At 62.3% G+C, this 26,830-nt stretch carries 27 protein-coding genes; 13 read left to right on the plus strand and 14 right to left on the minus strand.

Features of this window, described 5'->3' with window-relative positions; all coding sequences use genetic code 11:
- Both ACVIGA_RS08505 and ACVIGA_RS08510 read right to left on the minus strand, forming a co-directional pair.
- Positions 1 to 1,995, minus strand: coding sequence for a cache domain-containing protein (locus tag ACVIGA_RS08505; RefSeq protein WP_456666024.1), 1,995 nt, complete (start codon positions 1,993 to 1,995; stop codon positions 1 to 3).
- 205 nt (positions 1,996 to 2,200) lie between these two features.
- Complete coding sequence (locus tag ACVIGA_RS08510; protein ID WP_456666025.1) at positions 2,201 to 2,521, minus strand: hypothetical protein; 321 nt, start codon at positions 2,519 to 2,521, stop codon at positions 2,201 to 2,203.
- 690 nt (positions 2,522 to 3,211) lie between these two features.
- Here ACVIGA_RS08510 and ACVIGA_RS08515 point away from each other — a divergent pair.
- A complete protein-coding gene (locus tag ACVIGA_RS08515; RefSeq protein WP_456666026.1) occupies positions 3,212 to 5,623 on the plus strand; it encodes a phosphoketolase family protein in 2,412 nt (803 codons plus the stop codon).
- A 28-nt stretch (positions 5,624 to 5,651) separates the two neighbouring features.
- Positions 5,652 to 6,836 (plus strand): acetate/propionate family kinase, encoded by a 1,185-nt coding sequence (locus ACVIGA_RS08520; protein ID WP_456666027.1) that lies wholly within the window; start codon positions 5,652 to 5,654, stop codon positions 6,834 to 6,836.
- Between the two features lie 78 nt (positions 6,837 to 6,914).
- Here ACVIGA_RS08520 and ACVIGA_RS08525 read toward each other — a convergent pair whose 3' ends face one another.
- The 3 genes from ACVIGA_RS08525 to ACVIGA_RS08535 are packed head-to-tail and all read right to left on the minus strand — an operon-like array spanning position 6,915 to position 9,846.
- Positions 6,915 to 8,021, minus strand: a complete 1,107-nt coding sequence (locus ACVIGA_RS08525; protein ID WP_456666028.1) for an ABC-type transport auxiliary lipoprotein family protein — start codon at positions 8,019 to 8,021, stop codon at positions 6,915 to 6,917.
- A gap of 17 nt (positions 8,022 to 8,038) precedes the next feature.
- A complete protein-coding gene (locus ACVIGA_RS08530; RefSeq protein ID WP_456666029.1) occupies positions 8,039 to 8,776 on the minus strand; it encodes an ABC transporter ATP-binding protein in 738 nt (245 codons plus the stop codon).
- Positions 8,777 to 8,778: 2 nt separating this feature from the next.
- Positions 8,779 to 9,846, minus strand: coding sequence for an MlaE family ABC transporter permease (locus tag ACVIGA_RS08535; protein ID WP_456666030.1), 1,068 nt, complete (start codon positions 9,844 to 9,846; stop codon positions 8,779 to 8,781).
- Between the two features lie 228 nt (positions 9,847 to 10,074).
- Between ACVIGA_RS08535 and ACVIGA_RS08540 the strand changes: the two genes are divergently transcribed.
- Entirely contained in the window at positions 10,075 to 10,485 is a 411-nt protein-coding gene (locus ACVIGA_RS08540; protein WP_456666031.1) for a hypothetical protein, read from the plus strand.
- Here ACVIGA_RS08540 and ACVIGA_RS08545 read toward each other — a convergent pair.
- From ACVIGA_RS08545 to ACVIGA_RS08555, 3 genes are all read right to left on the minus strand, one after another.
- Positions 10,455 to 13,226 (minus strand): bifunctional acetate--CoA ligase family protein/GNAT family N-acetyltransferase, encoded by a 2,772-nt coding sequence (locus ACVIGA_RS08545; protein WP_456666032.1) that lies wholly within the window; start codon positions 13,224 to 13,226, stop codon positions 10,455 to 10,457. The two genes, ACVIGA_RS08540 and ACVIGA_RS08545, sit on opposite strands and share 31 nt — an antisense overlap.
- A complete protein-coding gene (locus ACVIGA_RS08550; RefSeq protein ID WP_456666033.1) occupies positions 13,208 to 13,684 on the minus strand; it encodes a CBS domain-containing protein in 477 nt (158 codons plus the stop codon). The genes ACVIGA_RS08545 and ACVIGA_RS08550 overlap by 19 nt, the downstream gene beginning before the upstream one ends.
- A gap of 74 nt (positions 13,685 to 13,758) precedes the next feature.
- Positions 13,759 to 14,232: an Hsp20/alpha crystallin family protein gene (locus tag ACVIGA_RS08555; protein WP_456666034.1), complete on the minus strand. Its 474-nt coding sequence runs from the start codon at positions 14,230 to 14,232 to the stop codon at positions 13,759 to 13,761.
- A 128-nt stretch (positions 14,233 to 14,360) separates the two neighbouring features.
- On the opposite strand from ACVIGA_RS08555, the gene ACVIGA_RS08560 reads away from it, so the two are divergent.
- The gene (locus ACVIGA_RS08560; RefSeq protein ID WP_456666035.1) at positions 14,361 to 15,344 is read left to right on the plus strand and encodes a zinc-dependent alcohol dehydrogenase family protein; all 984 of its coding nucleotides are present in this window, start codon (positions 14,361 to 14,363) and stop codon (positions 15,342 to 15,344) included.
- Positions 15,345 to 15,355: 11 nt separating this feature from the next.
- Here ACVIGA_RS08560 and ACVIGA_RS08565 read toward each other — a convergent pair whose 3' ends face one another.
- Positions 15,356 to 15,931 carry a hypothetical protein gene (locus ACVIGA_RS08565; protein ID WP_456666036.1) on the minus strand — a complete coding sequence of 192 codons (576 nt, stop codon included), beginning with the start codon at positions 15,929 to 15,931 and terminating at the stop codon, positions 15,356 to 15,358.
- A gap of 26 nt (positions 15,932 to 15,957) precedes the next feature.
- Between ACVIGA_RS08565 and ACVIGA_RS08570 the strand changes: the two genes are divergently transcribed.
- Complete coding sequence (locus ACVIGA_RS08570; protein WP_456666037.1) at positions 15,958 to 16,935, plus strand: AAA family ATPase; 978 nt, start codon at positions 15,958 to 15,960, stop codon at positions 16,933 to 16,935.
- A 54-nt stretch (positions 16,936 to 16,989) separates the two neighbouring features.
- Positions 16,990 to 17,244 carry a hypothetical protein gene (locus ACVIGA_RS08575; protein WP_338692175.1) on the plus strand — a complete coding sequence of 85 codons (255 nt, stop codon included), beginning with the start codon at positions 16,990 to 16,992 and terminating at the stop codon, positions 17,242 to 17,244.
- Between the two features lie 212 nt (positions 17,245 to 17,456).
- On the opposite strand, the gene ACVIGA_RS08580 is transcribed toward ACVIGA_RS08575, so the two are convergent.
- From ACVIGA_RS08580 to phbB, 5 genes are all read right to left on the minus strand, one after another.
- Positions 17,457 to 17,624: a hypothetical protein gene (locus ACVIGA_RS08580; protein ID WP_456666038.1), complete on the minus strand. Its 168-nt coding sequence runs from the start codon at positions 17,622 to 17,624 to the stop codon at positions 17,457 to 17,459.
- 87 nt (positions 17,625 to 17,711) lie between these two features.
- On the minus strand, positions 17,712 to 19,526 hold the full coding sequence (locus ACVIGA_RS08585; RefSeq protein ID WP_456666039.1) for a PHA/PHB synthase family protein: 1,815 nt from the start codon (positions 19,524 to 19,526) through the stop codon (positions 17,712 to 17,714).
- Positions 19,527 to 19,611: 85 nt separating this feature from the next.
- Positions 19,612 to 19,992, minus strand: a complete 381-nt coding sequence (locus tag ACVIGA_RS08590) for a hypothetical protein (protein WP_456666040.1) — start codon at positions 19,990 to 19,992, stop codon at positions 19,612 to 19,614.
- Positions 19,989 to 20,468, minus strand: coding sequence for a CBS domain-containing protein (locus ACVIGA_RS08595; RefSeq protein WP_456666041.1), 480 nt, complete (start codon positions 20,466 to 20,468; stop codon positions 19,989 to 19,991). Before ACVIGA_RS08595 ends, ACVIGA_RS08590 begins: the two co-directional genes overlap by 4 nt.
- A 15-nt stretch (positions 20,469 to 20,483) precedes the next feature.
- Positions 20,484 to 21,209: an acetoacetyl-CoA reductase gene (gene phbB / locus ACVIGA_RS08600; RefSeq protein ID WP_456666042.1), complete on the minus strand. Its 726-nt coding sequence runs from the start codon at positions 21,207 to 21,209 to the stop codon at positions 20,484 to 20,486.
- A 162-nt stretch (positions 21,210 to 21,371) separates the two neighbouring features.
- On the opposite strand from phbB, the gene ACVIGA_RS08605 reads away from it, so the two are divergent.
- From ACVIGA_RS08605 to ACVIGA_RS08635, 7 genes are all read left to right on the plus strand, one after another.
- The gene (locus ACVIGA_RS08605; RefSeq protein WP_456666043.1) at positions 21,372 to 22,208 is read left to right on the plus strand and encodes a universal stress protein; all 837 of its coding nucleotides are present in this window, start codon (positions 21,372 to 21,374) and stop codon (positions 22,206 to 22,208) included.
- Positions 22,209 to 22,285: 77 nt separating this feature from the next.
- Positions 22,286 to 22,579 (plus strand): c-type cytochrome, encoded by a 294-nt coding sequence (locus ACVIGA_RS08610; RefSeq protein WP_456670767.1) that lies wholly within the window; start codon positions 22,286 to 22,288, stop codon positions 22,577 to 22,579.
- Between the two features lie 63 nt (positions 22,580 to 22,642).
- The gene (locus tag ACVIGA_RS08615) at positions 22,643 to 23,365 is read left to right on the plus strand and encodes a CBS domain-containing protein (RefSeq protein WP_456666044.1); all 723 of its coding nucleotides are present in this window, start codon (positions 22,643 to 22,645) and stop codon (positions 23,363 to 23,365) included.
- A gap of 20 nt (positions 23,366 to 23,385) precedes the next feature.
- On the plus strand, positions 23,386 to 23,550 hold the full coding sequence (locus tag ACVIGA_RS08620; RefSeq protein ID WP_456666045.1) for a hypothetical protein: 165 nt from the start codon (positions 23,386 to 23,388) through the stop codon (positions 23,548 to 23,550).
- A gap of 178 nt (positions 23,551 to 23,728) precedes the next feature.
- Complete coding sequence (locus tag ACVIGA_RS08625) at positions 23,729 to 24,406, plus strand: helix-turn-helix domain-containing protein (protein WP_456666046.1); 678 nt, start codon at positions 23,729 to 23,731, stop codon at positions 24,404 to 24,406.
- A gap of 55 nt (positions 24,407 to 24,461) precedes the next feature.
- Positions 24,462 to 25,814: an oxygen-independent coproporphyrinogen III oxidase gene (gene hemN, locus ACVIGA_RS08630; RefSeq protein ID WP_456666047.1), complete on the plus strand. Its 1,353-nt coding sequence runs from the start codon at positions 24,462 to 24,464 to the stop codon at positions 25,812 to 25,814.
- Between the two features lie 217 nt (positions 25,815 to 26,031).
- Positions 26,032 to 26,769, plus strand: a complete 738-nt coding sequence (locus ACVIGA_RS08635; protein ID WP_456666048.1) for a CBS domain-containing protein — start codon at positions 26,032 to 26,034, stop codon at positions 26,767 to 26,769.
- Positions 26,770 to 26,830: the final 61 nt, after the last annotated feature.

Genomic DNA, 26,830 nt, shown 5'->3' on the forward strand with positions numbered 1-26,830 from the left:
TTAAGCTGCCGCCGAACGCGCGCACTTGCTCGAGAGTACCGCAGCCAACTTCTGCTCGGTTTCGGGCGACAGATTCAGGTTAATCAATACCGAGCCGGGATCCATACGCGCGACGACACCGCCAAGTTGGAACGAGAGCCCATCAATCGCCAGTTCGACGGGCTCGCCTGTCGCTGCGTCCGGCAATGCGCACTCGATCGATACCGCCTCCATCGACACGTCGCGGACCTCGATACGCTTCGTCTCGCTGCGCCAGACCAAGGTACCGGATCGTCGAAGCGCAACGCGGGACGAGCGCCGACGATCAACATCGGTGGTCGACGTACGAATGACACGGATAAGCGTCGTGCGCAGCTCGGCCACTTTCTCGGCAATTGCCGTTGATCCGTTGTGCATCTCCGACGCACGTCGGCCGGTTTCAACCGCTTCGGCAGACACCGAGGCAATTTGAGACGCCACCTCGCGGGCAGCGTGCGAGGTCTCTTCGACCGTCCGCGATATATCGGCCGTGACGACGTTTTGCTCCTCGACCGCGGCTGAGATTGCGGCTGATACGGATTCGACGCTGCGAATGACCTCACCAATGGTGCTCATGGACGCAACCGAAGCATGCGTTGCCTCCTGGATCTCGGTGATTTGCTGCGCGATCTCGTTTGTTGCCCTCGCGGTCTGTTCGGCCAGCGACTTCACCTCGGCCGCAACGACTGCGAAACCGCGACCAGCAGCTCCGGCCCGCGCGGCTTCGATCGTCGCGTTCAATGCCAGGAGATTTGTCTGGCCGGCAATTTCGCTGATCAGGCTCGTCACAGTTCCAACCTTCGAAGCAGCTTCCGACAGCTTGACGATTGTCGCCTGGGCTTGTGTCGATGCCGTCACAGCCTCCAGCGTCAACGAACGCGACGCTCCCACTTGATCGGCGATCTGCGATATCGAAGTAGCCAGCTGGGAAGATGCTCTTGCGACCGTCTGGGCGTTGGCGAGCGCCTCCTCGGCAGCCGCTGCGACGCTACTGCTGTTTCTCTCCAGCATCAGCGCCGTATCCCTCATCATGGACGCGTTTCTTGTCATGCGATCCGTGCAGGACGCAACTTCGCCGACAGCGACCTTGGTGGCATTTTCGACGTTCGCGGCCATCTGCTGCAGCGCCAATGCCCGGGCTTCCTCGGTAGCGCGCCGCCTTTCCTCGTCTTGCCTCGCCTCTTCGCGAACTTTCTCGGCAGCTCTGGCTCTGAACTGTTCGATCGAGCGTGCCATGTCGCCCAGCTCATCGGGCCGACCGAGCCCAGGGAGTTTCATATCGAAGTCACCCCCGCTCAAACGGTTGAGGGCGCCCGTCATTGTAACCAGAGCTCTGGATATCCGTCGCGCAAGCAACAGAGTTATCAGCCCGACGGAAATCACGATTGCCGCAGCAACGATGACGATGCTTCGCGCCCGTTCCCAGAGCTGAGCCTGGAGATCGTCCATGTACACGCCTGTCCCGATGACCCAATTCCACGGTTGAAAGCCCGCTACAAACGACAGCTTCGGTTGCGGTGTATCCAAGCCCGGCTTAGGCCATTGATAGTCGACAAACCCCTCGCCCTTTTGCTTCACGGTTTCGACAAACTCGACAAAGAGCTGCTTTCCGGTCGGATCCTTGATCTCACGCAGATCCTTACCGTCGAGCTCGGGCTTGATTGGATGCTTGACCATCGTGGGACCTAGATCGTTGATCCAGAAATAATCCCCATTTCCAAATCTTAGCGCGCCGATTCTGGCTGCCGCGTTGCGGCGGGCAACGTCTCCACCCACCCCACGATTGGCGGCGCCGTCATGTTCCTCCTGCGCGATGCTCAGGGCCAACTGAGTAAGGTGCTTCAATTCACCCTGCCGCTGCGCGCGCAACGCATCTGCCAGATTGCTTGCCTGGATAGCGGCCAGCCCGGTCAACCCGCAAAAGCTCAGCCCAACAATTGCGTAGATGCGCTGCGCCAGAGAGATCCTGAAATTCATTGCTTTCACCAACTGATTTACTGCAAACGGGTTACCCGATCTGACCTAGGCCCGCGCAAGTCAATATGGGATCACCTGAGCCGGTGCGGACTATTGAGCCGCAAGATTTAACTCACGTAAAATCCCCTATCGGAATTCTGCAGCAGAGCTCATTTTTCGCATAGCGACGAACAGGGCGATCGATCGCCAGCGATGTGAGCCGGCATCAATCGCCGATGAGCGCTCGCGCATGCTGTCGCGCGACCGCAAGGCGACCAAGCAGCCGGTCGTGCTGCTGCAGCTTCGTCCTGGCCGCTCCGGCCGGATACCCGGCGACCAAGCCGCTGATCTGGAGCAGTTGCAGTTCGAGCATCAACAACACGCGGCGGACGGAATGGCGAATGTCCGCTCCCGACGCCACCTCTTCGTGGTTCGCCCGGCGCGATTCCGGAAAGTGCACGAGGTTTCCCATTGCCCTGACCAGCCCATATTCGAGACGAGGAAGCTCAATGGCAAGCAAGCCCCCTTTCGAGGCCACCAACAGCAACGAAATGCACCTATTCCGCCTTGATCCGGATCAAACGAAATGAGCTGAAGCAGATCAAGATAGCTGTCATCGCACAATGCTTTGCTGAGTGACGTCGACAGAACGAGAAAGGGGCATCAATGGACGGGATCACGCATTTCATTGCCCTGCCGTACGACCGGACCGACGGCGGGCTCGTTCCGGGCCAGCAGGCCAAGTGCGGCAGCCCTGCAGCGGCGATAGAGCATGCCAAGCACTTATGGAAGACATTCGGCCACGCTGGTGCCGCAGCTGTCGTCTGTACCGGCTATCCGGAGACGAGAACCACCGTGCTGAGGACATATGGAATGGTGCCAAACGACCTGGAGCAAGAGCCATCCGCCCCCCATTTGCGGTGAGGAGCAATCTGCGATTCCTTGCGCTGGCTCAAATCGCCGCGGGCCGCTGCATGCTTACATTAAGTTACTAGGACGAGCACCCCATACTCCCGGGAGGTTGTCTCGATATTTAATGCCCGGCTCTCTTTTGCCGGGCATCTTTTCCGCCGGGTGAGCTGACGACAGAGCGCAGGCACGTCAGTGGGAACGTTGACGATCCGGTCCGAATTGGCGTGCATCTTTGAGCTGGCTCAAGCCATTCCCGTCATATTCGCCCTCTAACGTGGAACCGATAGCGGCGTCCGAGGTCATCCCTTACTCCCGGGAGAGCGACATGCAATCTGCGACCACTCCAAACGAGCAAGCACGCACGGATGATCTTGAGCTGCTCGATCGCTATTGGCGAGCCGCCAATTATCTCTCCGTTGGACAGATCTATCTGCTGGCGAATCCCCTCCTGAAAGAGCCGCTGAAGCCCGAGCACATCAAGCCGCGCCTGCTGGGGCATTGGGGCACCACGCCGGGGCTCAATTTCATCTATGCCCACCTCAATCGCGCAATCCGCGCTTCCGACCTCAACGTCATCTACATCTGCGGTCCCGGCCATGGCGGTCCCGGCATGGTCGCGAACACCTATCTCGAAGGCACTTACACGGAAATTTACCCGGAGGTGACGCGCGACGCGGACGGCTTGCGCAAGCTGTTCCGCCAGTTCTCCTTCCCCAGCGGTATTCCGAGCCACGCGGCGCCAGAGACGCCCGGCTCGATCCACGAAGGCGGTGAGCTCGGTTATGCACTGGTTCACGCGTACGGCGCAGTGTTCGACAACCCCGATTTGATTGCCGTTTGCGTCGTCGGCGACGGCGAGGCGGAAACCGGCCCGCTCGCGGCGTCCTGGCATTCCAACAAGTTCTTGAACCCGGTGCATGACGGTGCGGTGCTGCCAATCCTGCACCTCAATGGCTACAAGATCGCCAATCCCACCGTGCTGGGGCGGATGGATGACGAGGAAGTCCGCAACCTCTTCACTGGCTATGGCTATGAGCCGCTCTTCGTCGAAGGCGACGATCCGCATGCCATGCATCGGTTGATGGCCGACACGCTCGACACCGCGCTCGCCGGCATCCGCTCGATCCAGCAAGCCGCGCGCCAGCAGACCAGTGGCTTTAAGCGACCGCGATGGCCGATGATCGTGCTGCGCAGTCCGAAGGGCTGGACCGGACCGAAGGAAGTCGACGGGCTGAAGGTCGAAGGCTTCTGGCGCGCACATCAGGTGCCGATCACCAACCCGCGCGGCAACCCCGAGCATCTGAAACTGCTCGAACATTGGATGAGCACCTACGAGCCCGACAGGCTGTTCGATTCGAATGGCCGGCTCGTACCTGAACTGCAAGCCCTTGCGCCCGCAGGCGACCGTCGGATGGGGGCCAACCCGCACGCCAACGGGGGCCTCCTGAAGCGGGAATTGAAGCTGCCGGATTTCCGTGCGCATGCGGTCGAGGTCACCGCTCCGGGCGACGCCATCGCCGAAGCCACGCGAGAACTCGGCAAGTTCTTGCGCGAGATCGTAGAGCTGAATGCGGAGGCCCGCAATTTCCGCATCATGGGTCCGGACGAAACCGCTTCCAATCGGCTCGACGCGGTCTTCGAGGCCACCGACCGGGTCTGGATGGAGGGCATCGAACCTTATGACGTCCACCTCGCCCATGACGGCCGCGTGATGGAGGTCCTGAGCGAGCATCTCTGCCAAGGCTGGCTCGAGGGCTACCTGCTTACCGGCCGCCACGGCTTCTTCTCCTGCTATGAGGCCTTCATCCACATCGTGGATTCGATGTTCAACCAGCATGCCAAATGGCTGAAGGTCTCGCGGGCGCTACCCTGGCGGCGGCCGATCGCGTCGTTGAACTATCTCCTTACCTCGCATGTCTGGCGTCAGGACCACAATGGATTCAGTCACCAGGATCCCGGCTTCGTCGATCTCGTCACCAACAAGAAGGCCGACATCGTCCGCGTCTACTTCCCGCCTGATGCGAACACCCTGCTCTGGGTCGCAGACCACTGCCTGCGCACCTATGACCGCATCAATGTGATTGTCGCCGGCAAGCAACCCGCCCCGCAATGGCTTTCGATGCGCGATGCGATCACCCATTGCGAAGCGGGCATCGGCATCTGGAAATGGGCCGGCACCGAAGCAGTCAACGCTGAGCCAGACGTAGTGATGGCCTGCGCCGGCGACGTTCCGACGCTGGAGACGCTCGCCGCCGTCGACCTGCTCCGCAAGGCGCTGCCGCAGTTGAAGATCCGCGTCGTCAACGTGGTCGACCTGATGACGCTGCAGCCGACGGAGCAGCATCCGCACGGCCTGTCCGAGCGCGACTTCGACAGCCTGTTCACCCGCGACAAGCCTGTCATCTTCGCCTATCACGGCTATCCCTATCTGATCCATCGCCTGACCTACAGCCGCATCAATCACAACGGAATGCACGTGCGGGGCTTTGCGGAGGAAGGCACCACCACGACGCCGTTCGACATGGTGGTATTGAACGGCCTCGACCGCTTCCATCTCGCCATCGAAGCAATCGAACGCGTGCCGGGGCTCGACATCGCGGCCGCCCACGTCAAGCAGCAGCTCCGTGACGTCCTGATCGAGCATACGCGCTACGTGCGCGAGCATGGCGAGGACATGCCGCAGATCCGTGACTGGGTCTGGCCCTACGGCACGACAGGCCATAAATCCGTTGACTGAGGCAGCGAATACGCGAGAGAGGCCGTCTATGTGCGACAGCGTCCTGGTTCTCAACGCCGGCTCGTCCAGCATCAAGTTCGGCCTGTTCGACGTCGCGCCGGCCGAGCCAAAGCTGCAATGCAAGGGCCTGCTTGACGAGCAGGAGAAGGTCCCGCGCATCGTGGTGAGCGATGCCTCGGGCAACCAGCTGTTCGAGAAGCGCCGCGCAAGCGGCACGTTGGAAGGCAACGGTCTGTTCGGCGATATCTTTGCCTGGATCGAGGACTATCTCGACGGCGGCAGGCTCGCCGCGGTCGGCCATCGCATCGTCCATGGCGGGCGCGAGTTCCACGGGCCGGTCGTCGTCGCAGGGCAGACTCTCGCTGCGCTGGAGGCGTTGACGCCGCTGGCGCCGCTGCACCAGCCGCGCTGTCTGGCGCCGGTCCGGGCCGTGCTCTCGCTGCAGCCGGAGCTGACGCAGATCGCCTGCTTCGATACGGCTTTCCATCACCGCCTGGCGCCGCCAGTGAGCCGCTTTGCCATTCCGCGGCAATTTGAGGAGCGCGGCATCCGCCGCTACGGCTTCCACGGCCTCTCCTTCGAATACGTCGCCAGCCGGCTCGCCGCGATCGCGCCGCAATCGGCCGACAAGCGCGTCGTCGTGGCACACCTCGGCAATGGTGCGAGCCTCTGCGCCTTGCGAAAGGGCGACAGTGTCGACACCACAATGGGATTGACCCCACTCGACGGTCTCGTGATGGGGACCCGCTGTGGAACGATCGACCCCGGCGTGCTGCTTTATCTCATGCAGGAAGAGAAAATGTCGGTCCACGACGTGCAGCACCTGCTCTACGAACGTTCGGGTCTGCTCGGCGTCTCCGGGGTGTCAGCCGACATGCGCGCCCTGCTGGCGAGCCACGATCCTGCGGCTCGCGAAGCCGTCGATCTCTTCACATTTCGTGTCGCCGCAGAAGTCGCCGTGATGGCAACTACCCTCGCCGGTCTCGATGGCCTGGTATTCACCGGCGGAATCGGTGAGCACGCCCCGGAAATCCGTCAGAGCATCTGCGATCGCCTCTCCTGGCTCGGGGTCAGCATCGATGCAGCCGCAAATTCTCAGGGCGCGCAGCGTATCGCCGCGAAGGGCAGCCCGGTCGATGTTCTGGTCATTCCGACCAATGAGGAAGTCAGTATTGCCCGCCATTGCCGCAGCCTGCTGGTCACAGTTCGCTAGGTCGCGACGACCTTGTGGCAGCAGCCGCGAGCAAATCTGATCCAGGACGTTCGTTGTGGGGCCCTGCAACGATCTGGCTCAGTCTGTCGCCGCAACCCACATCACGAGCTCCCTTGCGAGGGCGCCGAAAGCCTTATCGAAGGCAGCGGCCGCCTCGGACGGTGTCAGCGAGCTAATTGCTTCGGATCCTTCGAGAAGCTTTGCAGCCTTTACCTGACCATTTCGATCCACGATCTTCGCGGACAAAGAGATCGTCGCGCGCGGTTGAGGCCCCTGCACAATTTCGAACCGGCGCAGGTCGATCAGCAGACGCGGCGCACCTTCTATGCCGCTGTCGGCGCGCAGTGGCGCATGCTCGACGTCATAATTCTCGAAGCTCTGCAGCAACCGCGCCTGCACCAGCACCGGGAGACTGTCGCTCCACTGCGCACCTTCGAATCCCTGGGTTTCCTCATCGGGCGTGAACAAAAGGCGCTGAGTCTGGAGGCGGGCGATCGCGGTCGGCTCCGCCATCACCAGCTGCACAGGCAGATTCGCATGGCGTTGCGCGCCGAAGCCGTCCACCGCGTGAAGGTCGTACGCCACCTTGCGCGGCGCGGGCGCACCGCCGGTCATGCGCTCAAGTCCGGCAACGATTCCATCGAGCTTCGGCGTGTTGCGCGCGAGGCCTTCGGCAAACGTGCTGAGGTTGTCGATCGTGCTGTGCAGCGGCGCGGCGTTGTCGGACAGGACGGCATCGACCCTGCGTAGCGCATCGCGGGCGGCCTGCGTCATGCTCCGCCCGGCGCCCTTTTCGGCCACCAGCGGTTCGCGTGCCGGCGGCGCCTGGGGGTCATCTCCGCCTTCCAGCGCAATCACCGGAACACCGGTCAATCCCTGGAAATCGAGGCCGACACGCGTGTCGGTGTGCACGGGCGTGCGCTCGGCGACGGCGATCCTGGCGCGAACCTCGCGCGGGCGTTCCGGAACCAGTTCAAGGGCTGTGACCTCACCGACGCGGATGCCATTGAAGAGAACGCCTGCCCCGACGAGCAGACCCGGCACTGGGTCGGTAAAGACGAGCTGATATGTCTCCCGCTTTCCGATTCCACCGAAATTGTTCAGCCAGTAGACGAAGCCGAACACGGCGACGATTGCCGACAATACGAATGCACCGACGATAATGTAGGGCGCGCGGATTTCCATTTTGCGTCTCTCTCTGCCTAGTTGCCGAGGCCCAGCTTCTGTGCCCGGGCTCCGTGAAAATAGGCCTGGACCCAGGGATGATCGGACTTGAGTACCGATGACAGCCGCCCGATTGCTGCGATCCTGCCGTCGGCAAGCGCGGCGACGCGGTCGCAGATGGCTTGCAGACTGTTCAAGTCGTGCGTCACCATGAACACGGTGAAACGCAGCGTCCGATGCAGCGTCCGGATCAGGGTATCGAATTCGCCCGCAGCGATGGGATCGAGACCGGACGTTGGCTCATCGAGAAACAACAGCGAGGGGTCGAGCGCCAGTGCCCGCGCGAGCGCAACCCGCTTGGTCATGCCGCCCGAGAGCTCGGACGGATACTTGTCCCCGTCTTCGCGCGTCAGGCCGACCATCTCGAGCTTGGCGTCCGCAATTTCGTCCAGCAGCCCTGGCGACAGCCGCGCGCACTCGCGCAGCGGAAACTGGATGTTCTGGCGAGCCGTCAAGGCCGAGAACAGCGCCCCCTGCTGGAACAGCACGCCCCAGCGGCGTTCGTGTTCGCTTGCGCCCGCGAAATCGATCTGCCCGCTCCGCTTCGGAAGCAAACCGACCAATGTCCGCATCAGCACCGACTTTCCGCCGCCGGACGCGCCCACGAGGCCGAGAATTTCGCCGTCGTTCACGTCGAGATCGAGATGATCGAGAATGATCTTCTCGCCGAAGCCGACCACGAGGTCGCGGATATGGATCGCTGGCGCGTCGACCATTGCTACATCCCGATCGAAGCAAAGAAGACCGCGAACAACCCGTCGAGCACGATCACCAGGAAGATCGATTTCACGACCGACGCCGTCGTCTGCTGTCCGAGCGACTCCGCGCTGCCCTTGACGCTCAATCCCTCCACCGCCGCGACAAGCCCGATCACGAGTGCCATGAATGGCGCCTTGATGATGCCGACCTCGAAATGAGTGACTGAAACCGCGTCGTGAAGGCGTGCGATGAAGATCGCTGGACTCATGCCACCATAGAGCCAGGCGATGAGCCCGCCGCCATAGAGCGCTGCGAGCGAGCCGATAAAGGCGAGAATCGGCAGCGCCACCACCAGTGCCAGGATCCGCGGCAGGATCAGGACTGCGATAGGATCGAGCCCCATGGTGCTGAGGGCATCGATCTCCTCGCGCATCTTCATCGCACCGATCTCGGCGGTATAGGCACTGCCAGAGCGTCCGGCGACCATGATGGCCACGATCAGCACGCCAATCTCGCGCAGCACGAGGATGCCAACCATGTCGACGACGTAGGATTCCGCACCGAAGCGGCGAAAATGGAAGATGCCTTGCTGAGCAATGATGGCGCCGATCAGGAACGTGATCAGCACCATGATCGGCACCGCTTGCCAGCCCACCCGGCCGAGCTGATAGACGGTCGACGTCAGTCGGAACGATCGCGGATGCCTGAGAATGCCGAGCAACGCTGCGCTGAGGGCGCCGAGCATATGCAGGAATGCCGCCGAATCGGACGCCAGCCGCCTGCTGCCGCGGCCAAGCTGATCGAGCCTCTGCAGCACGGGATTGACCGATCTGCGTTCGGCGAGGCCGGAACGGTTCAGTCCTCGTACCTCTTCCAGCAGGTCGCCATATGGACCATCGGCACCGGTGAGCGCTGCCCTGGTGCCACCGCCGCGGGCCAGCCTTTCGAGCAGCCAAGCCCCCACCGTGTCGAGCGCAGTGACGCGACGCAGATCAATCGCCCCAATGTCGGCGCGCGCCGCCCCCTCGCACAGCCGCTCCAGCCGCTCGACATTGGCAACGTTCCAGGCCCCACATGCGGTAAACACGCGCGGATCGTCCGCATTCGCTGAAAGTGCCGGGGCGTTGAGCAAGATTCGGACTCCAATTTACAGGTCACCTTAGGCTGCTGGAGACGGCTGTGTTTGACCCAGCGCAACCGGCCTCACCGTGTGCTCCCAGACATGCGCTTGACCCAAATCAACGGCTTGGCGAGCCGCAGGACTAGAATTGAATAGGTTGCCGGGCAGCCTCGGACATGTTCAGGGAGATTTCTGATGAATCGCGCCGCCTTCACGCCTCTCCAAAACACTGCGTTGCCGCACTCGTTCAGGCAGGTTCGGCTCGAACGCGCGCGCGAGCACGATCACCCCGAGGGCGCGTCCGCGATCGGCTATATCATCGTCGCCCCGCTCGACACGGCGTCGCGGATCGATGTCGAAGCCTGGAAAGCCCACCGCGAGGCCTGCCGCGTCGTTCGCCAGCGCCCCGCGGAAGACGATCAGCTCGGTCACCTCGTTCATGGTCCGGGCGGCAACTGGCGCTTCCACTACGACGTGGCTGCTTCGACAGCCGATGAAGCCGGCCATCATTTCGGCAATGAGCGCTTCCGACTCGGCGAGTATGTCTCCGTCCGCGAGGCGGATGGCATGCATCCCTATCGTGTCGTTGCCGTCACGCCGCTTTGATCGCGACTGCGCCGGATCAGAATGTCGGCCCCCAAGGCATCCACCACCGGAAGGGAGAGGTCGAGGACGACATTGACAATCCGGTGGTCGGTCGGCTCTGTCACGGCCGTGAACCCGAGCTCGTGGCACATGTTCAGCATGGTGGTGTTCTCGGCCAGCACTTCACCTGACAGCCGCTTCAGCCCTTCCGACCGCGCATACTGAATCAGAAGCTGCATCAGCGCCCACCCAAATCCTCTGCCCTTGAGATCGGACTGCAACAGGATAGCGTACTCGGCATTCTCGTAGAGCGAGTCCGAATGAAGCTGGACTGCTCCCACCATAGCGCCGGTGCTCGGATCCAGCGCCGCAAAGGCCATCGCACGCGCGTAGTCGAGTTGGGTCAGCCGCGCAATGAACGCGTGCGAGAAATTCTTCATCGCCTGAAAGAAACGAAGCCTGAGATCCTCGGCGGTCACTCGCTTGAAGAAGCTCTCCACCATGGGCTCATCCTCCGGCCGCAACGGCCGCACCACGACGCGCGAGCCATCCCTCAGGGCAAGCTCACCCTCCCACTGCGACGGATAGGGCCGCACTGCGAGACGGGTCTGGCCGGCAAACAGCCGCGCGGGCTTACGGATTGCGACGCGCGCGTCGAGCGCCAGCACGCCGGTTTCATCCGCCAGCAGCGGATTGATATCGAGCTCTGCGACTTCCGGAATATCGGCCGCCATCTGCGCCAGCTTGACGAGGGTAAGCGGGACGACATTTTCCGGAACGGCAGGTACGTCGCGGTAGGCGGCAAGCAGCCGCGAGACCCGGGTGCGGCCCACGAGGTCGCATGCCAGGTTCATGTCGAGGGGTGGCAGCGCCAACGCCTTGTCGTCGATCACCTCGACCGCGGTTCCACCGCGGCCAAACACGATGACCGGGCCGAAGGTCGGATCGTCGGCAATGCCGAGGATCAGCTCACGTGCCGCCCGCCGCTCGATCATGGGCTGGATCGTCACACCTTGCAGGGCAGCATCCGGACGCGCGGCATGAGCGCGCGCCAGCACCGATCTGGCCGCCTCTACGACGCTCTCGCGAGTCCGCAAGCCGAGAATGACACCGCCGATGTCCGACTTGTGCCTGATGTCGCGAGAGAACAGCTTCACCACTACGGCAAGCCCTTGCGCAAGAAAGGGCGCGGCCTTGTCCACGGCTTCGTCGGCATCACGGGCCACAACGGTCGGAACAATCGGAATCTCGTACGCCTCGAACAGGGCCACGATTTCAACAGGGTCAAGCCATCCTCGCCCCTCGGACAGCGCTTTCGCAATCACGCGCCGTGCCGCTACCGTCTCCGGCGCAAACGTCGCGGCGATACTGGGCGGAGTTGCGGCCAGCGCGATGGAGGCCTCGCGATATCTCACCAAGTACATGAAAGCGCGCACCGCGTCATCTTCGGTGGGAAATTGCGGGACGCGGGCAGCCTCGAAGGTTGTCGCGGTGCGCTCATCGGCACCATCCCACGATGCAAGCACCAGCGCGGCAACGTCACTCTTCCTGGTCCGACGTTCACGAACACATTGTGCCACCGCTTCGGCGATTCCTTCGGTCGGCGCGACCGCCGTTTCCACGTTCATGACCAGCACGGCGTCGCTGTTAGTGTCCTCGAGCAATGCGTCGAGTGCAGACACGTAGCGGGCAGCATCGGCGTCACCGGAGATATCAACGGGGTTGGCGCGAGACCAGCCCTGTGGCAGAACCCGATCGAGCGCCGCAATCGTCTCCGCCGACAAGCTCGCCGGAACGCCCCCGAGCTCAACGAGCCGGTCGATCGCGAGGATGCCGAGCCCACCGCCATTGGTCAGGATCGACAGCCGGTTGCCGCGCGGAACGAAGCCGCGGCCAAGCAATTCGGCGCAGTCGAACAATTCCCGAAGGTCGTACACGCGCAGCATGCCGGCCCGGCGGAACGCCGCGTCATAGACTGCGTCCGAACCGGCCAGCGCGCCGGTATGGGTGGCCGCGGCCTTGGCGCCCTGCGCCATCCGGCCTGCTTTCACGACAATCAGCGGTTTGAGCCGCGCCGCGGCACGGGCGGCCGACATGAACTTGCGCGCATCCTTGATGGCCTCGATGTAGAGCAGGATCGCGCTGGTGTGATCGTCCTGCGCGAAATAGTCGAGCAAATCAGCGACATCGACATCGAGCTGGTCTCCGATCGATACAATGCCGGAGAAGCCGAGCCGCCGCTCTGCCGCCCATTCAATCATCGCGGCAGCAACGGCGCCGGACTGCGAGATCAGGGCAAGACGCCCGTCGGCAGGCTGATGCGCGGCAAAGCTCGCGTTGAGCTTCGCGCGCGGCACCATGACGCCGAGGCAGTTCGGCCCGATCAGGCGCATGCCGTGCATGCGCGCGGTCCGCGCGACCGTCTCGGCAAGCGAGCCGGCGCCGTGCCCTAGACCGGCGGTCAGGATCACCGCAGCGGCGACACCGACCGCAGCAGCGTCCGAGATGATTCCGGGAATCGCGGCCGCGGGCGCCGTGATCGCGAGGAGATCCGGAACGAACGGAAGTGACTTGAGATCGAGGGACGTAGTCTCGCCGTCGATCGCGGCGTAGTTCGGATTGACCACGGCGATGCGGCCGGAAAAGCCGCACGCCTTGAGGTTCATGAGCACCGCCAGACCGAGAGAAGATGGACGCGAACTGCCACCGACAAGCGCGATCGTTCGAGGCGAAAGAACCCGCTCTAGACCAAACGTAGACATCGGGCAGTCTCGCAAGGAACGAGCGGAGGCGCCCGCCGCTTCGTGCAGCGCGCCAGAGCCCGCATGACATCCTCACGAGCAATGATCCCGACCAGGTGGCGATACTTATCAATCACGGGGAGGCTCTTGAGCCGATGTGCGACCATCAGCTGTAGAACGCGCTGCAGACTTGTCTCCGGCTCAACCGCGATGACGTCGGACGACATGATCTCATCGACCGTCGTTCCCATCCGATCGTCGTAACGTGGCAAGATGTGATCTGTCGGACACGCGAACACCTTCAGGGCATCGAGTTTGGTGACGAAACCGACCACGGCATCGTCGCGGAGCACGGGATAGGCGTCATAGTCGTCTTTCGCGAACAACCGGTACAGGTCGCCCACGGTCATTTCGGGAGCGACACTTCGTACCGACCTCGTCATGTTGCTCGCAACCGTTTCCTGAAGAAATTCGTACATGGCTGATCCCCTTGGATGGATGACTATTTCGCGGACGCGTCGCTGCCTGATGAGCGACGCGCTCAGCAAGGCGGCTACGCCGCCGTCTTGATGTCGATCTGCCTGCTTTGCTTGGGAGCCGGCTTCTTGACGGTGACCTTGAGCACGCCCTTGGCGATTTCGGCGCTGACGTCCTCCGCCTTGATGCCCTCGGGCAATGCAACGGAGCGTGAGAACGCGCCGAAGCTGCGCTCGATCAGGTGATAGTCCTTGTCCTTCTCCTGGCGCTCGCTTTTCTTCTCGCCCCGGATCGTGAGCACGTTGTCGGCGAGGTTGAGCTGAACGTCCTTGGTCTCGAGGCCGGGCAACTCGGCGGAGATCTCGACGGTCTTGTCGGTCTCGCTGACGTCCATGCGCAGCATCATCGCCTGCGGCGCGGCGAACGCCGGGAAATTGCGGCCGAAACCGTCGAACAGCCGGTCGATCTCCTGCTGCAAAAACGTGAAGGGGTTGTTTTCCCGCCGCGCCATGGCGCGCTCGGCTCCAACGGGGATCACGTCGTTAGCCATCAGTACCTCCTGTTTGAGTGTTGCAAACTAAAGTTAGTCAGGAACGGCCACCTGGCCGTTGACCAGGATCAAAACCGGACCAATGTCATGTGATCAAAGGAGCGGCACATACCCAAGCGAGTTCCGTCATGCACGCCATGATCCTTCCCGCGCGCGGCGCGCGGCTGCAATATACCGAGCGACCCGATCCGATTCCCCGCCCGCGCGAGGTGCGCGTCAAGATCAACGCCTGCGGCGTTTGCCGCACCGACCTGCATGTCGTCGACGGAGAACTGCCCGACATCGCCTATCCGATCGTTCCGGGCCATGAGGTGGTTGGCCGTATCGATGCGATCGGTGACGGCGTAGACCATGCGCATCTCGGCACACGCGTCGGCGTTCCCTGGCTTGGATCGACCTGCGGGCATTGTCCCTACTGCCGGGAGGGCAAGGAAAACCTCTGCGACGCTCCCCTGTTCACCGGCTATACGCGGGACGGCGGCTTTGCCGCGCACCTGGTGGCAGACGCGCGTTACTGCTTTCCGCTCGGCGAAGACGGCGAGGATGCGGAGCTGGCACCGCTGCTCTGCGCCGGTCTGATCGGCTGGCGGTCCCTGGTGATGGCTGGCGACGGCCGCAAGCTCGGCATCTACGGTTTTGGCGCGGCCGGACATATCGTGGCGCAAGTGGCGTGCTGGCAAGGGCGGGATGTGTACGCTTTCACCCGCGCGGGCGACGCCGAGGCCCAGCACTTGGCATTATCGCTCGGCGCACGCTGGGCCGGCGCTTCCGAAGATCGGCCGCCGGCCGAGCTTGATGCCGCAATCATCTATGCCCCGATCGGGCCGCTTGTCCCGCTCGCCCTGCGCACGCTGCGTAAAGGCGGACGCGTGGTTTGCGCCGGCATTCACATGTCGGATATTCCGAGCTTTCCCTACGACATCCTTTGGGGCGAACGGCAGATCGTTTCTGTCGCCAACCTGACGCGACAGGATGGCGTCGACTTTCCTAAGACGGCGGCAAGCGCTGAAGTCCGAACACACGTCACCGTCTTTCCCTTGGAACAGGCGAATGAAGCACTGGCGCGCTTGCGGGACGGCAGGCTCGTCGGCGCAGCCGTTTTGAAACCATGACAACGCCGACATCAGCACCCGACGCGGCCACAGGCGAGACTGGCCAAGCCGCTGTATTGTCGTTCCTGGCCAGGTCTGACCAGCCGGCCGTGCCGGTAAAGCGGATCGACACCCATTGTTCGATCGTCCTTCTCGAACCCTCGCGTGTCCTGAAGATCAAGCGAGCGGTCAAGCTGCCCTATCTCGACTTCTCGACATTGGAGAAGCGGCGGCGCGCTTGCGAAGATGAGATTGCGGTCAACAAGCGCCACGCCCCCGCCATCTATCGCAGGGTGGTTCCGATCACGCGCCAGCGCGATGGGCTTGTGGTCGGGGGGACCGGTCCGGTTGTCGAATGGGCCGTCGAAATGGCTCGCTTCGACGAGAACAAGACACTCGATCATCTCGCAGAGCGGGATGAAATCCGCCCGGAGCTTGGCGAGAGACTGGCCGCCATCCTGCTCGAATCCCATCGAACCGCAACGGGACGCGAAGGATCCCCATGGCTTGCCTCGCTGCCGGTCATCATTGACCGAAATACGGAGCAGTTTTGCGCCGCGCCGGCTCTGTCCCGGGAGGAAATCGATCGATTGCACGAACTGAGCCATCGGCCCTCGCGCGCAACCTCCAACCGTTGCGCCGCCGCGCCGCCGCTGGGCAGGTCCGGCACTGTCACGGCGATGCACATCTCGGCAACATCGTCCTGCTCGACGGCGAGTTCATTCTGTTCGATGCGATCGAGTTTGACCCCAATATCGCGACAACCGACGTCCTCTATGACCTCGCATTTCCACTGATGGACCTGCTGCACTTCAAACGGGAGACCGTGGCCGACAGGCTATTGAATAGCTACATGCAGACCGCCTGGGACACGCAATCGGGCGCGTTGCGTTTGCTACCGCTGTTCCTATCAATGCGCGCAGCGATCCGGGCCAACGTGCTCTTCACCAAGGCACGGCAACATCAGCTCGATCAAGCGATCGACGCCCAAGCGAGGCGCTATTTCGAGCTTGCACGCCGGCTCATCGAACCGGAGCCGCCCCGCCTAATTGCAGTTGGCGGGAAGTCCGGTACCGGCAAGAGCGTGCTGGCGCGCGACATGGCGCATCTGATCGCGCCGCCCCCGGGCGCCTTGGTTCTGCGATCGGATGTCATTCGCAAGCAGCTCTATCACGTCGCCGAGCACGCCACATTATCGGCGGAGACCTATACTCCCGAAGCATCGAACCGCGTATACGAGACCATGCTCAAGCATGCCGCGCACACATTAGGCCAGGGAGCTTCGGTAATACTCGATGCGGCCTTTCTGAAGCCGGTGGAACGTGGTGCAGCTGAAGCCGTTGCTCGCGACGCAAAAGTTGACTTTCGCGGCATTTTCTTGACCGCCGGGCGCGCCACACGGCTGCACCGCGTGGCATCGCGGCAGAACGACGCGTCGGACGCGACGTCCGATGTAGTCCTGATCCAAGACAACATTGAAACCGGAATGATCGATTGGCATATTGTAGACGCTTCCGGCACGCCCTCCACCACGCTTGAACGCAGTATTTCCCGCCTGCTGGCGCCCCCAACGGACGGGGCGAGCGGTACATCGCCTAAGGGAAACTCCTGAATTGGCCGATGCCGTCAGGTCTGGCAACATTCTCCCATTGACAGGAGGAGTTCCATGAAACGGCGATTAACCTTCGTCTTTGTCGGTAGTGCGATCCTCGCGGTCGTGCTCGCTCTATTCTGCAATTGGTACTTTCCGGATGTGGTACCGCTTGCCTCGACGGAGCCGGTACCCACAAGCTGGCGGCTTGACGCCGCCTTTGCCGTCTCCACCGTCAGATGGACCGCGGCATTTCTTGCTGCTGCATCTGCAATAGCCCTGATGTTCATGAACATCACCAAGGGCTCTTCCGGGCTCGAAGGACGATAGACGTTTCCATTCCGGACGCGTCGACGAAATCCGCCATCTGCTTTCCGAGGGCCGGCCTTGAACAGCCGGCCCTCGGCGCGCTCAGTCGTTTCAAGCCCTACTGCATCACCGATTCAGCGCGTACGTGAAGTGCAATATTAGCGGGGAATGGCGGATACCGGCGAACGATGGCGGACGCCCAAATCCTAAGGCCATCGACCGAGCTCGAGCTGTCACGTTTGCCGCCACAGGCTCCAGAGGCTACCGGCCAACAGGAGCCCGATCACCAGCAGGATAGCCACGAACATTTGCATGACATCAAAGTTCAGAGAATCGCGCGCGACGAACAACGCGGTGATGGCTCCCGCTAGTATGAAGAAAACGCGGAGGATCAGACTCATGGCTTCCTCGCTGCAACCTGATGCGACCTTTTCATCGTAACGGCTCGCGGCGGTGAGGATTTGCGACAGATCAAGCCGGTGCGACGTTCAATGCTGGAGGACGTACTGTCCCGGCGCATCACCAAGCGACGATACGCCTTCGGGCGCGTGAAGCACCGATTGCGCCGGCACCCACACACCGGAATGCGCCGTGAGGAAGCGAACCCACTCCAGCCACCAGGATCCGTCGCGATTCACCGCCGTCCGCAGCCACTCGTCGGGGCCGACATAGGGTTGATCCGCCTTCTTCTCCAATAACTGATAGCTGTGCCCCTCCTCCGACGGTGGAGCAACGATGCCGGCGTTGTGACCGCCGCTCGCCAGCACGAAGGTGATATCGGCATCGGCCAACAGGTGAATTTTGTGAACCGACCGCCAGGGCGCGACGTGATCGCGGACAGTGCCGACCGCGAACATGGGGGCACGAAGATCGGAAAGCGCCACCGGCTGTCCGTCCACCGAATAGCGGCCTTCGGCAAGGTCGTTGTTGAGAAACAGCTTGCGCAGATAGTCCGAATGCATCCGGTAGGGCATGCGGGTTGCGTCCGCGTTCCATGACATCAGGTCACTCGGCGCAGCGCGCTCGCCCATGAGATAATCGCGGACCAGGCGCGACCAGATCATGTCGTTCGACCGCAGCAACTGGAACGCCCCGGCCATCTGCGCCGTATCGAGCACGCCGCGCTGCCGCATCATATCCTCGAGGAACGCGATCTGGCTTTCATTGATGAAGAGCGTCAGTTCGCCGGCGTCGGTGAAATCGACCTGGGCTGCCAAGAGCGTTACCGAGCGCAGGCAGCCGTGCCGCTCCCTCTGCAGCCGAGCTGCTGCGATTGCGAGCAGCGTCCCACCGAGGCAGTAGCCAGCGGCATGGATCGGACGTTCGGGAACAAGCTGATTGATCACGTCGATCGCAGCGTCGATCCCAAGCTTGCGATAGTGATCGAGACCAAGTTCACGATCGGCCGGCTCCGGATTTCGCCACGAGATCATGAACACGGTGAAGCCGCGCTCGACCAGGAACCGTACGAGCGAATTCTGCGGCGAGAGATCGAGGATGTAATATTTCATGATCCAGGCCGGCACGATCAACACCGGCTCGGGGCAAACGTCGGCTGTTGCGGGCACGTATTGGATGAGCTCGATCAGCTCATTCCGGTAGACAACCTTGCCCTTGGTCGCGGCGACGTCCTTGCCGACCACAAATGGGGCCGGTCCGGACGGCTTGGCACTCAACAGATCCCTGCAGTCTTCCAACCAGTTATGCCAGCCCGACACGAAGTTGCCGCCACCCGAATCCATGGCCTCGCGCAGGACGTCGGGGTTGCTGAACGGAAAGTTGGACGGCGAAACAACATCGAGGCATTGCCGGACGGTAAAATCTACGACCGCTGCATTTGCCTTTGAGACGCCGTGCAGGCCGCTGGCCGCCGAATGCCACCCTTGCTCACCCAGCAGGAATGCCTGCGCCATGACGTTGAAGGCCGGCAATGTCCAGTCCTGGCCGGCAAATCGGTTGTCACCCGGTTGAGGCTTGACCATGAACCAGGGCTGCCAGGCAGCATGCGGCGTCGACACCATGCGCGCGAAGCGCGCGCCGTCAGCTAGCGCATTCAGCGCGAGTTGAAGCCGTTTGCCGGGTGAGGCCGCAAGGTGGAGTTGCCAATCGGCGAAGGCGAGCGCGAGGCCGGCCGGTGAAAGCCCCCCGGTCCATCGCGCCATCGCCGCGTGAACGAGTTGGTCGAGCGATTCGGCACCGGTCAACGGCCCGACTGCGGGTTGTACTAAAGCAGGCGTTCCGACACCCGTCACATCGTCATTGGCAGGAGTTGTGGGCTGGTCGAGAATTGCATGGACTGTCATCGCTCGCCTCCTTGCTCGAGCTGGATGAGCTCGGGCGCAATCTATCTTTCGGTCTGGCATCTGCTCAGACGCCGGCGCTTGCCGCTCAGCCGAGGCGGGATCGCTTGCGACCCAGCGCCACGATCTCGGCGTCGGTGGGATGATCGCTCGGCTCGACATGCAAATTGAGGTCGGGCCGCTCCGCCTTGAGATATTGCGTCAGCTCGGCCTTCTCGATACCTGGACCGATGACGAGCAAATCGCTGCAACCGCTTACGGCCGCGCCCACCCTGGCAAGAAATGTCGCATCGACCTGGACGCGACCATCGCCGATCGTGTTGGCCTTGTGATGCAGATGCTGCGACGGCAACTGCGCATAGACGGCCGTCGCGCTGACGCCGGTCAACCCAACGCCGAAAACCTTCGCAACAAGGTGATCGATCCAGACGACAGCATGCGCATGTGATTGCAGGGTCATCTCGCTCATGAAGTAACTCCGGTGCTAGCCTTTTCTACTTCTCTCAATCGGCGCGCCAATGCCGCAAGCAGCTCCCTGCGACTGACAATACCAACGACCGTTCTGGCGCAAAGCACCGGAATCTGGGCGACATTGTAGACATCCATCTGCGCGACGACGTCCTCGATCGATGCCTCGAGATCGACGGTAATCGGTGAACAACTCATGAGCGAGCCGACCTGCACGGTGCGCATGCGCTCGCGTTCGGGTGAATTCTCCGCAATGCCAAGCAGAGCCTCCAGCCAGTTTCCTGACGGCGGGCTGATACCAAGCTCGTCTCGGTGGAGGAAATCGCCCTCCGACACCATGCCGACGAGGTCGCCGACGTCGTCGATCACCGGCAGGCCGCGCTGATCGGTTTCAAGCAGCAGCTCGACGGCACTGAGCACTGTGGTGGTCGGCTTGATCGACGCGAATGAACTGCGCATCACATCGGTTGCGAGCATTGTCATCTCTCCCATTCAGCACATGTGTTGGCCGCCATTGATCGACAGCGTCGAACCCGTGATGAACCCTGCTTCGTCGGCGGCAAGAAACGCAACGGCACGGGCAATTTCTTCCGGCTGTCCTAGCCGCCCGACCGGGATCTGCGGCAGGATGGAGTTCTGCATGACATCGGCGGGCACGGCGGCCAGCATCTCGGTATTGATGTAGCCCGGACAGATCGCATTGACCGTGATTCCGAACCGCGCGCTTTCGAGCGCGAGCGCGCGGGTGAAGCCAAGCTCGGCCGCCTTCGCCGCGGCATAGTTCGTCTGGCCGATCTGACCCTTCTGCCCATTGATCGACGAGATGTTGATGATCCGCCCGAACTTGCGCGCCCGCATGCCCTCGATGAGGGGCCGGCACATGTTGAACAACGAATCGAGATCGGTTCGGATCACCGCGTCCCATTGCGGCTTGGTCATTCGGTGTAGTGTGGCGTCGCGCACGATACCGGCGTTGTTGACCAGGACGTCGATTGGGCCCAGCGCCGCCTCCACCTCACGGACACCGGCTGCGCAGGCCTTGAAGTTCGCGACATCCCATTGGAATAGGGGAATTCCGGTCTGATCCTGAAACGACCATGCGGCCCCTGCGTTTCCGGCATAGCAGGCCGCAACCCGACATCCGGCAGCAGCGAGGGCCCGCGAGATCGCGGCGCCAATTCCCCTGCTTCCACCCGTAACCAATGCGACGCGCACCATGCCGGCTCCTCCAAGCTGGACGTAACGTTTGCGCGAAGTGCGCGTGCGATGAATTGATCTCGCTCAATCAGAATCCACGAACGCGCATGAGGCAGATCAAATTGGCCAGCCTCGATCCGTGCTCTGATGGCACTTGCTTTTCCACCCCCTTGGAGAACGGCCATGTTCAAGAACATCCTCGTCCACATTCCGACGGAGCTGTCGCCACGTCCAGCGGTCGACGGATCAGTCTCGCTCGCGCTCGGCACGAGCGCGCATCTCGACGCAATGGCGATCGGCTACGAAACTGCCAGCGTACCGTTCGTCGTCGAAGGGAGCGTGGCGGTAGCCTCGCTGTTCGACGCTGAACATGCACAGGCCCTGGAACGCGCCGAGGCAGCGCTGCGCGTCTTCGAGATCGAGGCGCGAAATGCTGGGATATCCTACGCAACCCGCGCCGTAGGGGCGCTCCCCATCGATGCGCGCGAGATGATCTGCGCCAGCGCGCGACTGCATGACCTGACCGTGGCGGTGCAGCCGCAGGGCGAGTACAACAGCTACGACAACGTGATTCCACGGGAGCTATTATTCCAGGCCGGTGGTCCCGTCCTGTTCATGCCCTACACGTTCCATGGCGCATTCTCGGCGAAACGAATCGGGATCTGCTGGGACGGCAGCCGGCTTGCTGCCCGCGCCCTCCATGACGCGATGCCGTTGCTGCGCGCGGCTGATGCTCTCGCTATCATCACCATCGATGGCACCGATCCAATTCCCTCAGAAGCCTCCACCGATCATCTGGTGCGGTATCTCGCAAAGGAAGGGCTGCCGGCCAAGATCACGTCGTTGGCGGCGTCCAGGTCAGAAGTTCAGTCGATCCTGGTGTCGATCGCGGCGGATGAGAGCCTCGACCTTCTGGTGATGGGCGGATACGGCCACTCCCGCTTGCAGGAAACTCTGCTCGGCGGTGTGACGCGCAACATGCTCCGCGCAATGACCATTCCCGTCCTGATGTCCCACTAAGCGCGAGCCGTCTCGTGAAACATCCTGCCAGGACATTTCTGCGTCATGTCGCTCGCGGCCTCGCCGTTATCGGCGCGATCTGCGCCGCGCTGACCTCGGCCGCTGCCGACGAGGCACAAGGCCGGCGCCTGGCGCAGTTTTACTGCGCCCGCTGCCATTCGATCGACCGGGTCAGCCCGAGCCCGCTGAAGATAGCTCCGCCGTTCCGGACCTTGCACGAGCGCTATCCGGTTGAGATGCTGCAAGAGTCGCTGGCGGAAGGAATCATCACTGGCCATCCGACCATGCCCCAGTTCAGCTTCGAGCCGGACCAAGTGGGCGATTTCATCCTGTTCTTGAAATCTCTGGAGCGCGGCCCGGCAGAGCGTTGAGCCAGGTCAACGTGCGGGACACGCGAAGCTTTATTGTTCATTTCTCAACACGGAGGTCCAAACATGCGTGCGCATCAGATCATGACCAAGCACATCATCGCCGTCAGCCCGCACACGAAGATCCTGGATGCGGCCAACATCATGCTGCGATGCCATCTCAGCGGTCTGCCGGTGATGGACGAAGACGGCACCCTCAGGGGCATGGTGTCCGAGGGAGATTTCCTGGAACGCAGCGAGATCGGCACAGGACACAAGCGCTCAGCATGGCTGGAACTGTTCACGGGGGCGGGTCGCGCCGCGACCGATTTCGTGCATGAGCGCGGCCGCAAGGTCGAAGATGTCATGACGGCGACCCCGATCACCGTAGAGGAGCAGACGCCGATTGAGGAGATCGTGCATCTGATGCACAAGCATGGCGTGAAGCGGGTACCGGTCGTGAACGGCAAGACCATGGTCGGAATCGTCACCCGGGCGGACATCCTGCAGGCTGTCGCATCGCTGGCGCGCGAAGTTCCCGACCCGACCGCCGACGACAGCCATATCCGCGAACGGATCCTGCGCGAAATCAACGCCACCGGCTGGCGCCCGGCCGGCTTCCAGGTCTGGGTGCGCAACGGCGTCGTGCATCTGAACGGTCTGATCTTCGATGACCGCGCGCGTCAGGCCGCGATCGTGCTCGCCGAGAACACCTCGGGCGTCAAGGAGGTCCATGATCACCTCTGCTTCGTCGACGGTTATTCCGGCTACTACGTGGAGTCGCCGGAGGACATCAAGGCGGCAGGTTGATTCAAGTCGAGGAGCCCAACATGGCAATGAGCACACTGCTTGTCGTCTCTGCCGTCTGTCTCATCTTCGGGATCTTTGCGCTCGCGCTCGCGCTGACCGATCGCAGCACGACGCGCTGGCTTCGGGAAGAGGACGGGAATCGAGCCACCACACGCGCTGCCCATCCCGACAAGAACGGCCGCTAGCCTCTCCTCTTGAGCGACGCGCCGCGCGACCGATGTCTCGGCGCGCGGCGGCTACTTTGTCCGGCACCTACGTATAAATACGTAAGTGACTTCTACTTAGGGGAAATATCCAAATTTCCCGATCCAGGAGATGCGATCAATCTGCCTCCATCGATCTTCCCATCCATGGAGTGCCGCCATGCAGACCCAGAACGCCATTTCTATCGAGAACAGCCGTCACCCGACCAGCATCCTCAACCGACAGGCGCGCGTTGAAGGGCCCTTCGGCATGATTGGGACGCCGATGCGGTTCGCACGCAACAGCGAGATTTACGGCGAGGATGAGGCCTCGGAATATCTCTACCAGGTCGTCTCCGGCGCCGTCCGAACTTACAGTATTCTGGAAGACGGGCGTCGCCAGATCGGCGCTTTTTATCTCCCCGGCGATATCTTCGGCTTCGAGGCCGGCGAGACGCATATCTCCTCGGCTGAGGCCGTCTCCGAGGCCCGGATCATCGTGGTCAAGCGCGCCGCGCTCATGGTCCGTGCCGGCAACGAAAAGGATCTGGCACGGCAGCTGTGGGATGCGACGGCCCAGGAGCTGCGCCGTTTCCAGGAGCATCTGATGCTCCTGATCTGCAGCGCCGAAGATCGGGTCGTCGGCTTCCTTCATGACATGGCGCGCCGCGCCTTCAAGAATGCCGCCATCGAGCTTCCGATGTCGCGCCAGGATATCGCGGACTATCTCGGTCTGACGATCGAAACGGTGTCACGCACCTTTACCCAGCTCGAGCAGAACGGCGTGATCTCACTTCCGACCTCGCGACGGGTGGAACTGCGCAAGTGTGCGATGTCGAACCGGATCATGGCGGCGTGAGCGAAGGGCGCTCCAGACTCCGATGACCGGCCGCGAGTAAGAGGCAAGGAATCGAATGCGGTCGAACCTGGCGATCACCTATGGGCAGGACAAGCTGCCGCGCTACACCAGCTATCCCACGGCTCCGCATTTTTCTGCGGAGGTCGGCGAGACTGATTACAGGTCATGGCTCAGGTCGGTTCCAGCCCGCCGGCCGGCTTCGATCTACCTGCATGTACCGTTCTGCCGGTCGATGTGCTGGTACTGCGGGTGCCACACCTCCATCACCAATCGCGACGAACCGATCGCCCTCTACGCCGCCGGCCTTCGCACCGAGGCGCACCTAGTCGCGGAAGCGATCGGCCAGCGACTGCCCGTCTCCCACATCCATTTCGGTGGCGGCACCCCGACGATCATGACGCCCGAAACCTTCGCTGATCTCGTCGGCGCGCTGCGTTACTCGTTCTTCGTGCAGCCCGACACCGAGATCGCCGTCGAGATCGATCCGCGCACCCTGACCGAGCCGATGGCGGAGGCATTGGGCTACAGCGGCGTCAACCGCGCGAGCCTTGGCGTCCAGAGCTTCGATCCTGTCGTTCAGCACGCCATCAATCGTTCGCAGAGCCTTGAGCAGACCGCGGAAGCGCTCGAGCGGCTGCGCCGCGCCGCCGTCAGCCGCATCAACTTCGACCTGCTCTACGGCCTGCCCTCTCAGACTGTCGCCTCCTGCCTGGATACTGTCGACAAATGCGTCGCGCTTCGGCCTGACCGGTTTTCCGTGTTCGGATATGCCCATATTCCCTCCTTCAAGAAGCACCAGCGCACGATCGACGAAGCGTCGCTTCCGGATAGTCTCGAGCGGCATTGTCAGTCCGAAGCAATCGCGCAGGCGCTTACCGATGCCGGATACATCCGCATCGGCCTCGACCACTTCGCGCTCCCTGGCGACAATCTGGCCATGGCAAAGCGCGAGGGCCGGCTGCGGCGTAACTTCCAAGGCTATACGGACGATTCTGCCGAGACCCTGATTGGTCTGGGCGCCAGCGCAATCGGCCGCATGCCGCAGGGCTTCGTGCAGAATGCTGTCGCGACACGCGACTACCTTGCGCGCATCGCCGAGGACCGGCTTGCCACCGTCAAGGGCTACATGCTGACCGCAGAGGACCGTTTCCGTGCCGACATCATCGAACGCATCATGTGCGACATGGCCGTCGACCTGCCGGGTATGTGCCGCCGGCACCGCTGGGATCTTGGTTCAGCCGTCGTTGATCGTTCCCGGCTCGACAGGCTGATCTCTGACGGCGCCGTGACGATGATGGGTGATCGCCTCTCGATTAACAATGACGCGGAATTCCTGGTCCGAAGCGTCGCCTCGGCGTTCGACGCTCACCTTGGCCACGCCGCGGCCCGGCATAGCCGAGCGGTCTAGATTGCGACCATGGCGGGGGTTGAACAATCAGAAATCACGGACCGTCACCAACTGTGGGCGGCTTGCCCAACTCGATTGCCTGCCCAATGCCGGGCATATCAGCGCAATTGCACGATCGTCCGGTTGATAAGGATCAACACACGTTGCTCCTTCCAGGAGTTAGCTGGGGTTTGTCAGCTCATGTCGGAGGATCTACGTCGTGCGCGTACGGGAGATCATGTCACGGAACGTCATCACAATCGATGCCGATGCATCGGTGATCGATGCCATCAAGACGATGCTGTCCCATCACATCAGCGGCCTTCCTGTCGTCGATCGCGATGGAACCCTCGTCGGGATCCTGTCCGACGGTGATTTCATCCGGCGCGTGGAAGTGGGAACGGTGAAACACCGCGGCCGCTGGCTTGCGATGCTCGCGGGCACGAACCAGGTCGCGCTCGACTTCGCCCGCCAACACGGCCGCACGGTCAATCAGATCATGTCGCCCAACCCGATTACTATCGAGGAGGACACCCCGCTCGAGCAGGTCGTTCAACTCATGGAATCGCACGGCGTCACGCGATTCCCGGTCGTGCGTGATACAAAGCTGGTCGGGATGGTCACACGCACGGATTTCATGACCGCCATCGCGAACCTTCGCCTCGACCTATCCTCCTCTTCCGGCAACGACGACCAGATTTGCGCATCCGTCATTGCGGCACTGGCGCATGCGCCCTGGCGGCCCGCTGCACTGAACGTGAGTGTGCGCGACGGGGTCGTCAGCTTGCGCGGTAACATCCGGAACGACAATGCGCGCAACGCCACGACCGTTGCGGTGGAGAACGTTGCGGGCGTGAAGCGGGTCGACGACCAATTGGTGAAAATCACCTACCCGCCGCCGGAGGAGGACTATGGCGGCGGCGACTTTGTCTCGTTGGAGGAAGAGCCTTCGACGGAAGACGATCAGCCCCTGTAGGCCGGCGCCCCGATGACCGTGCCCATGGTGCCTTGGGGGTCACCAGATTAGGCGCCAGCTC

Source organism: Bradyrhizobium sp. USDA 3240 (genome assembly GCF_054063295.1).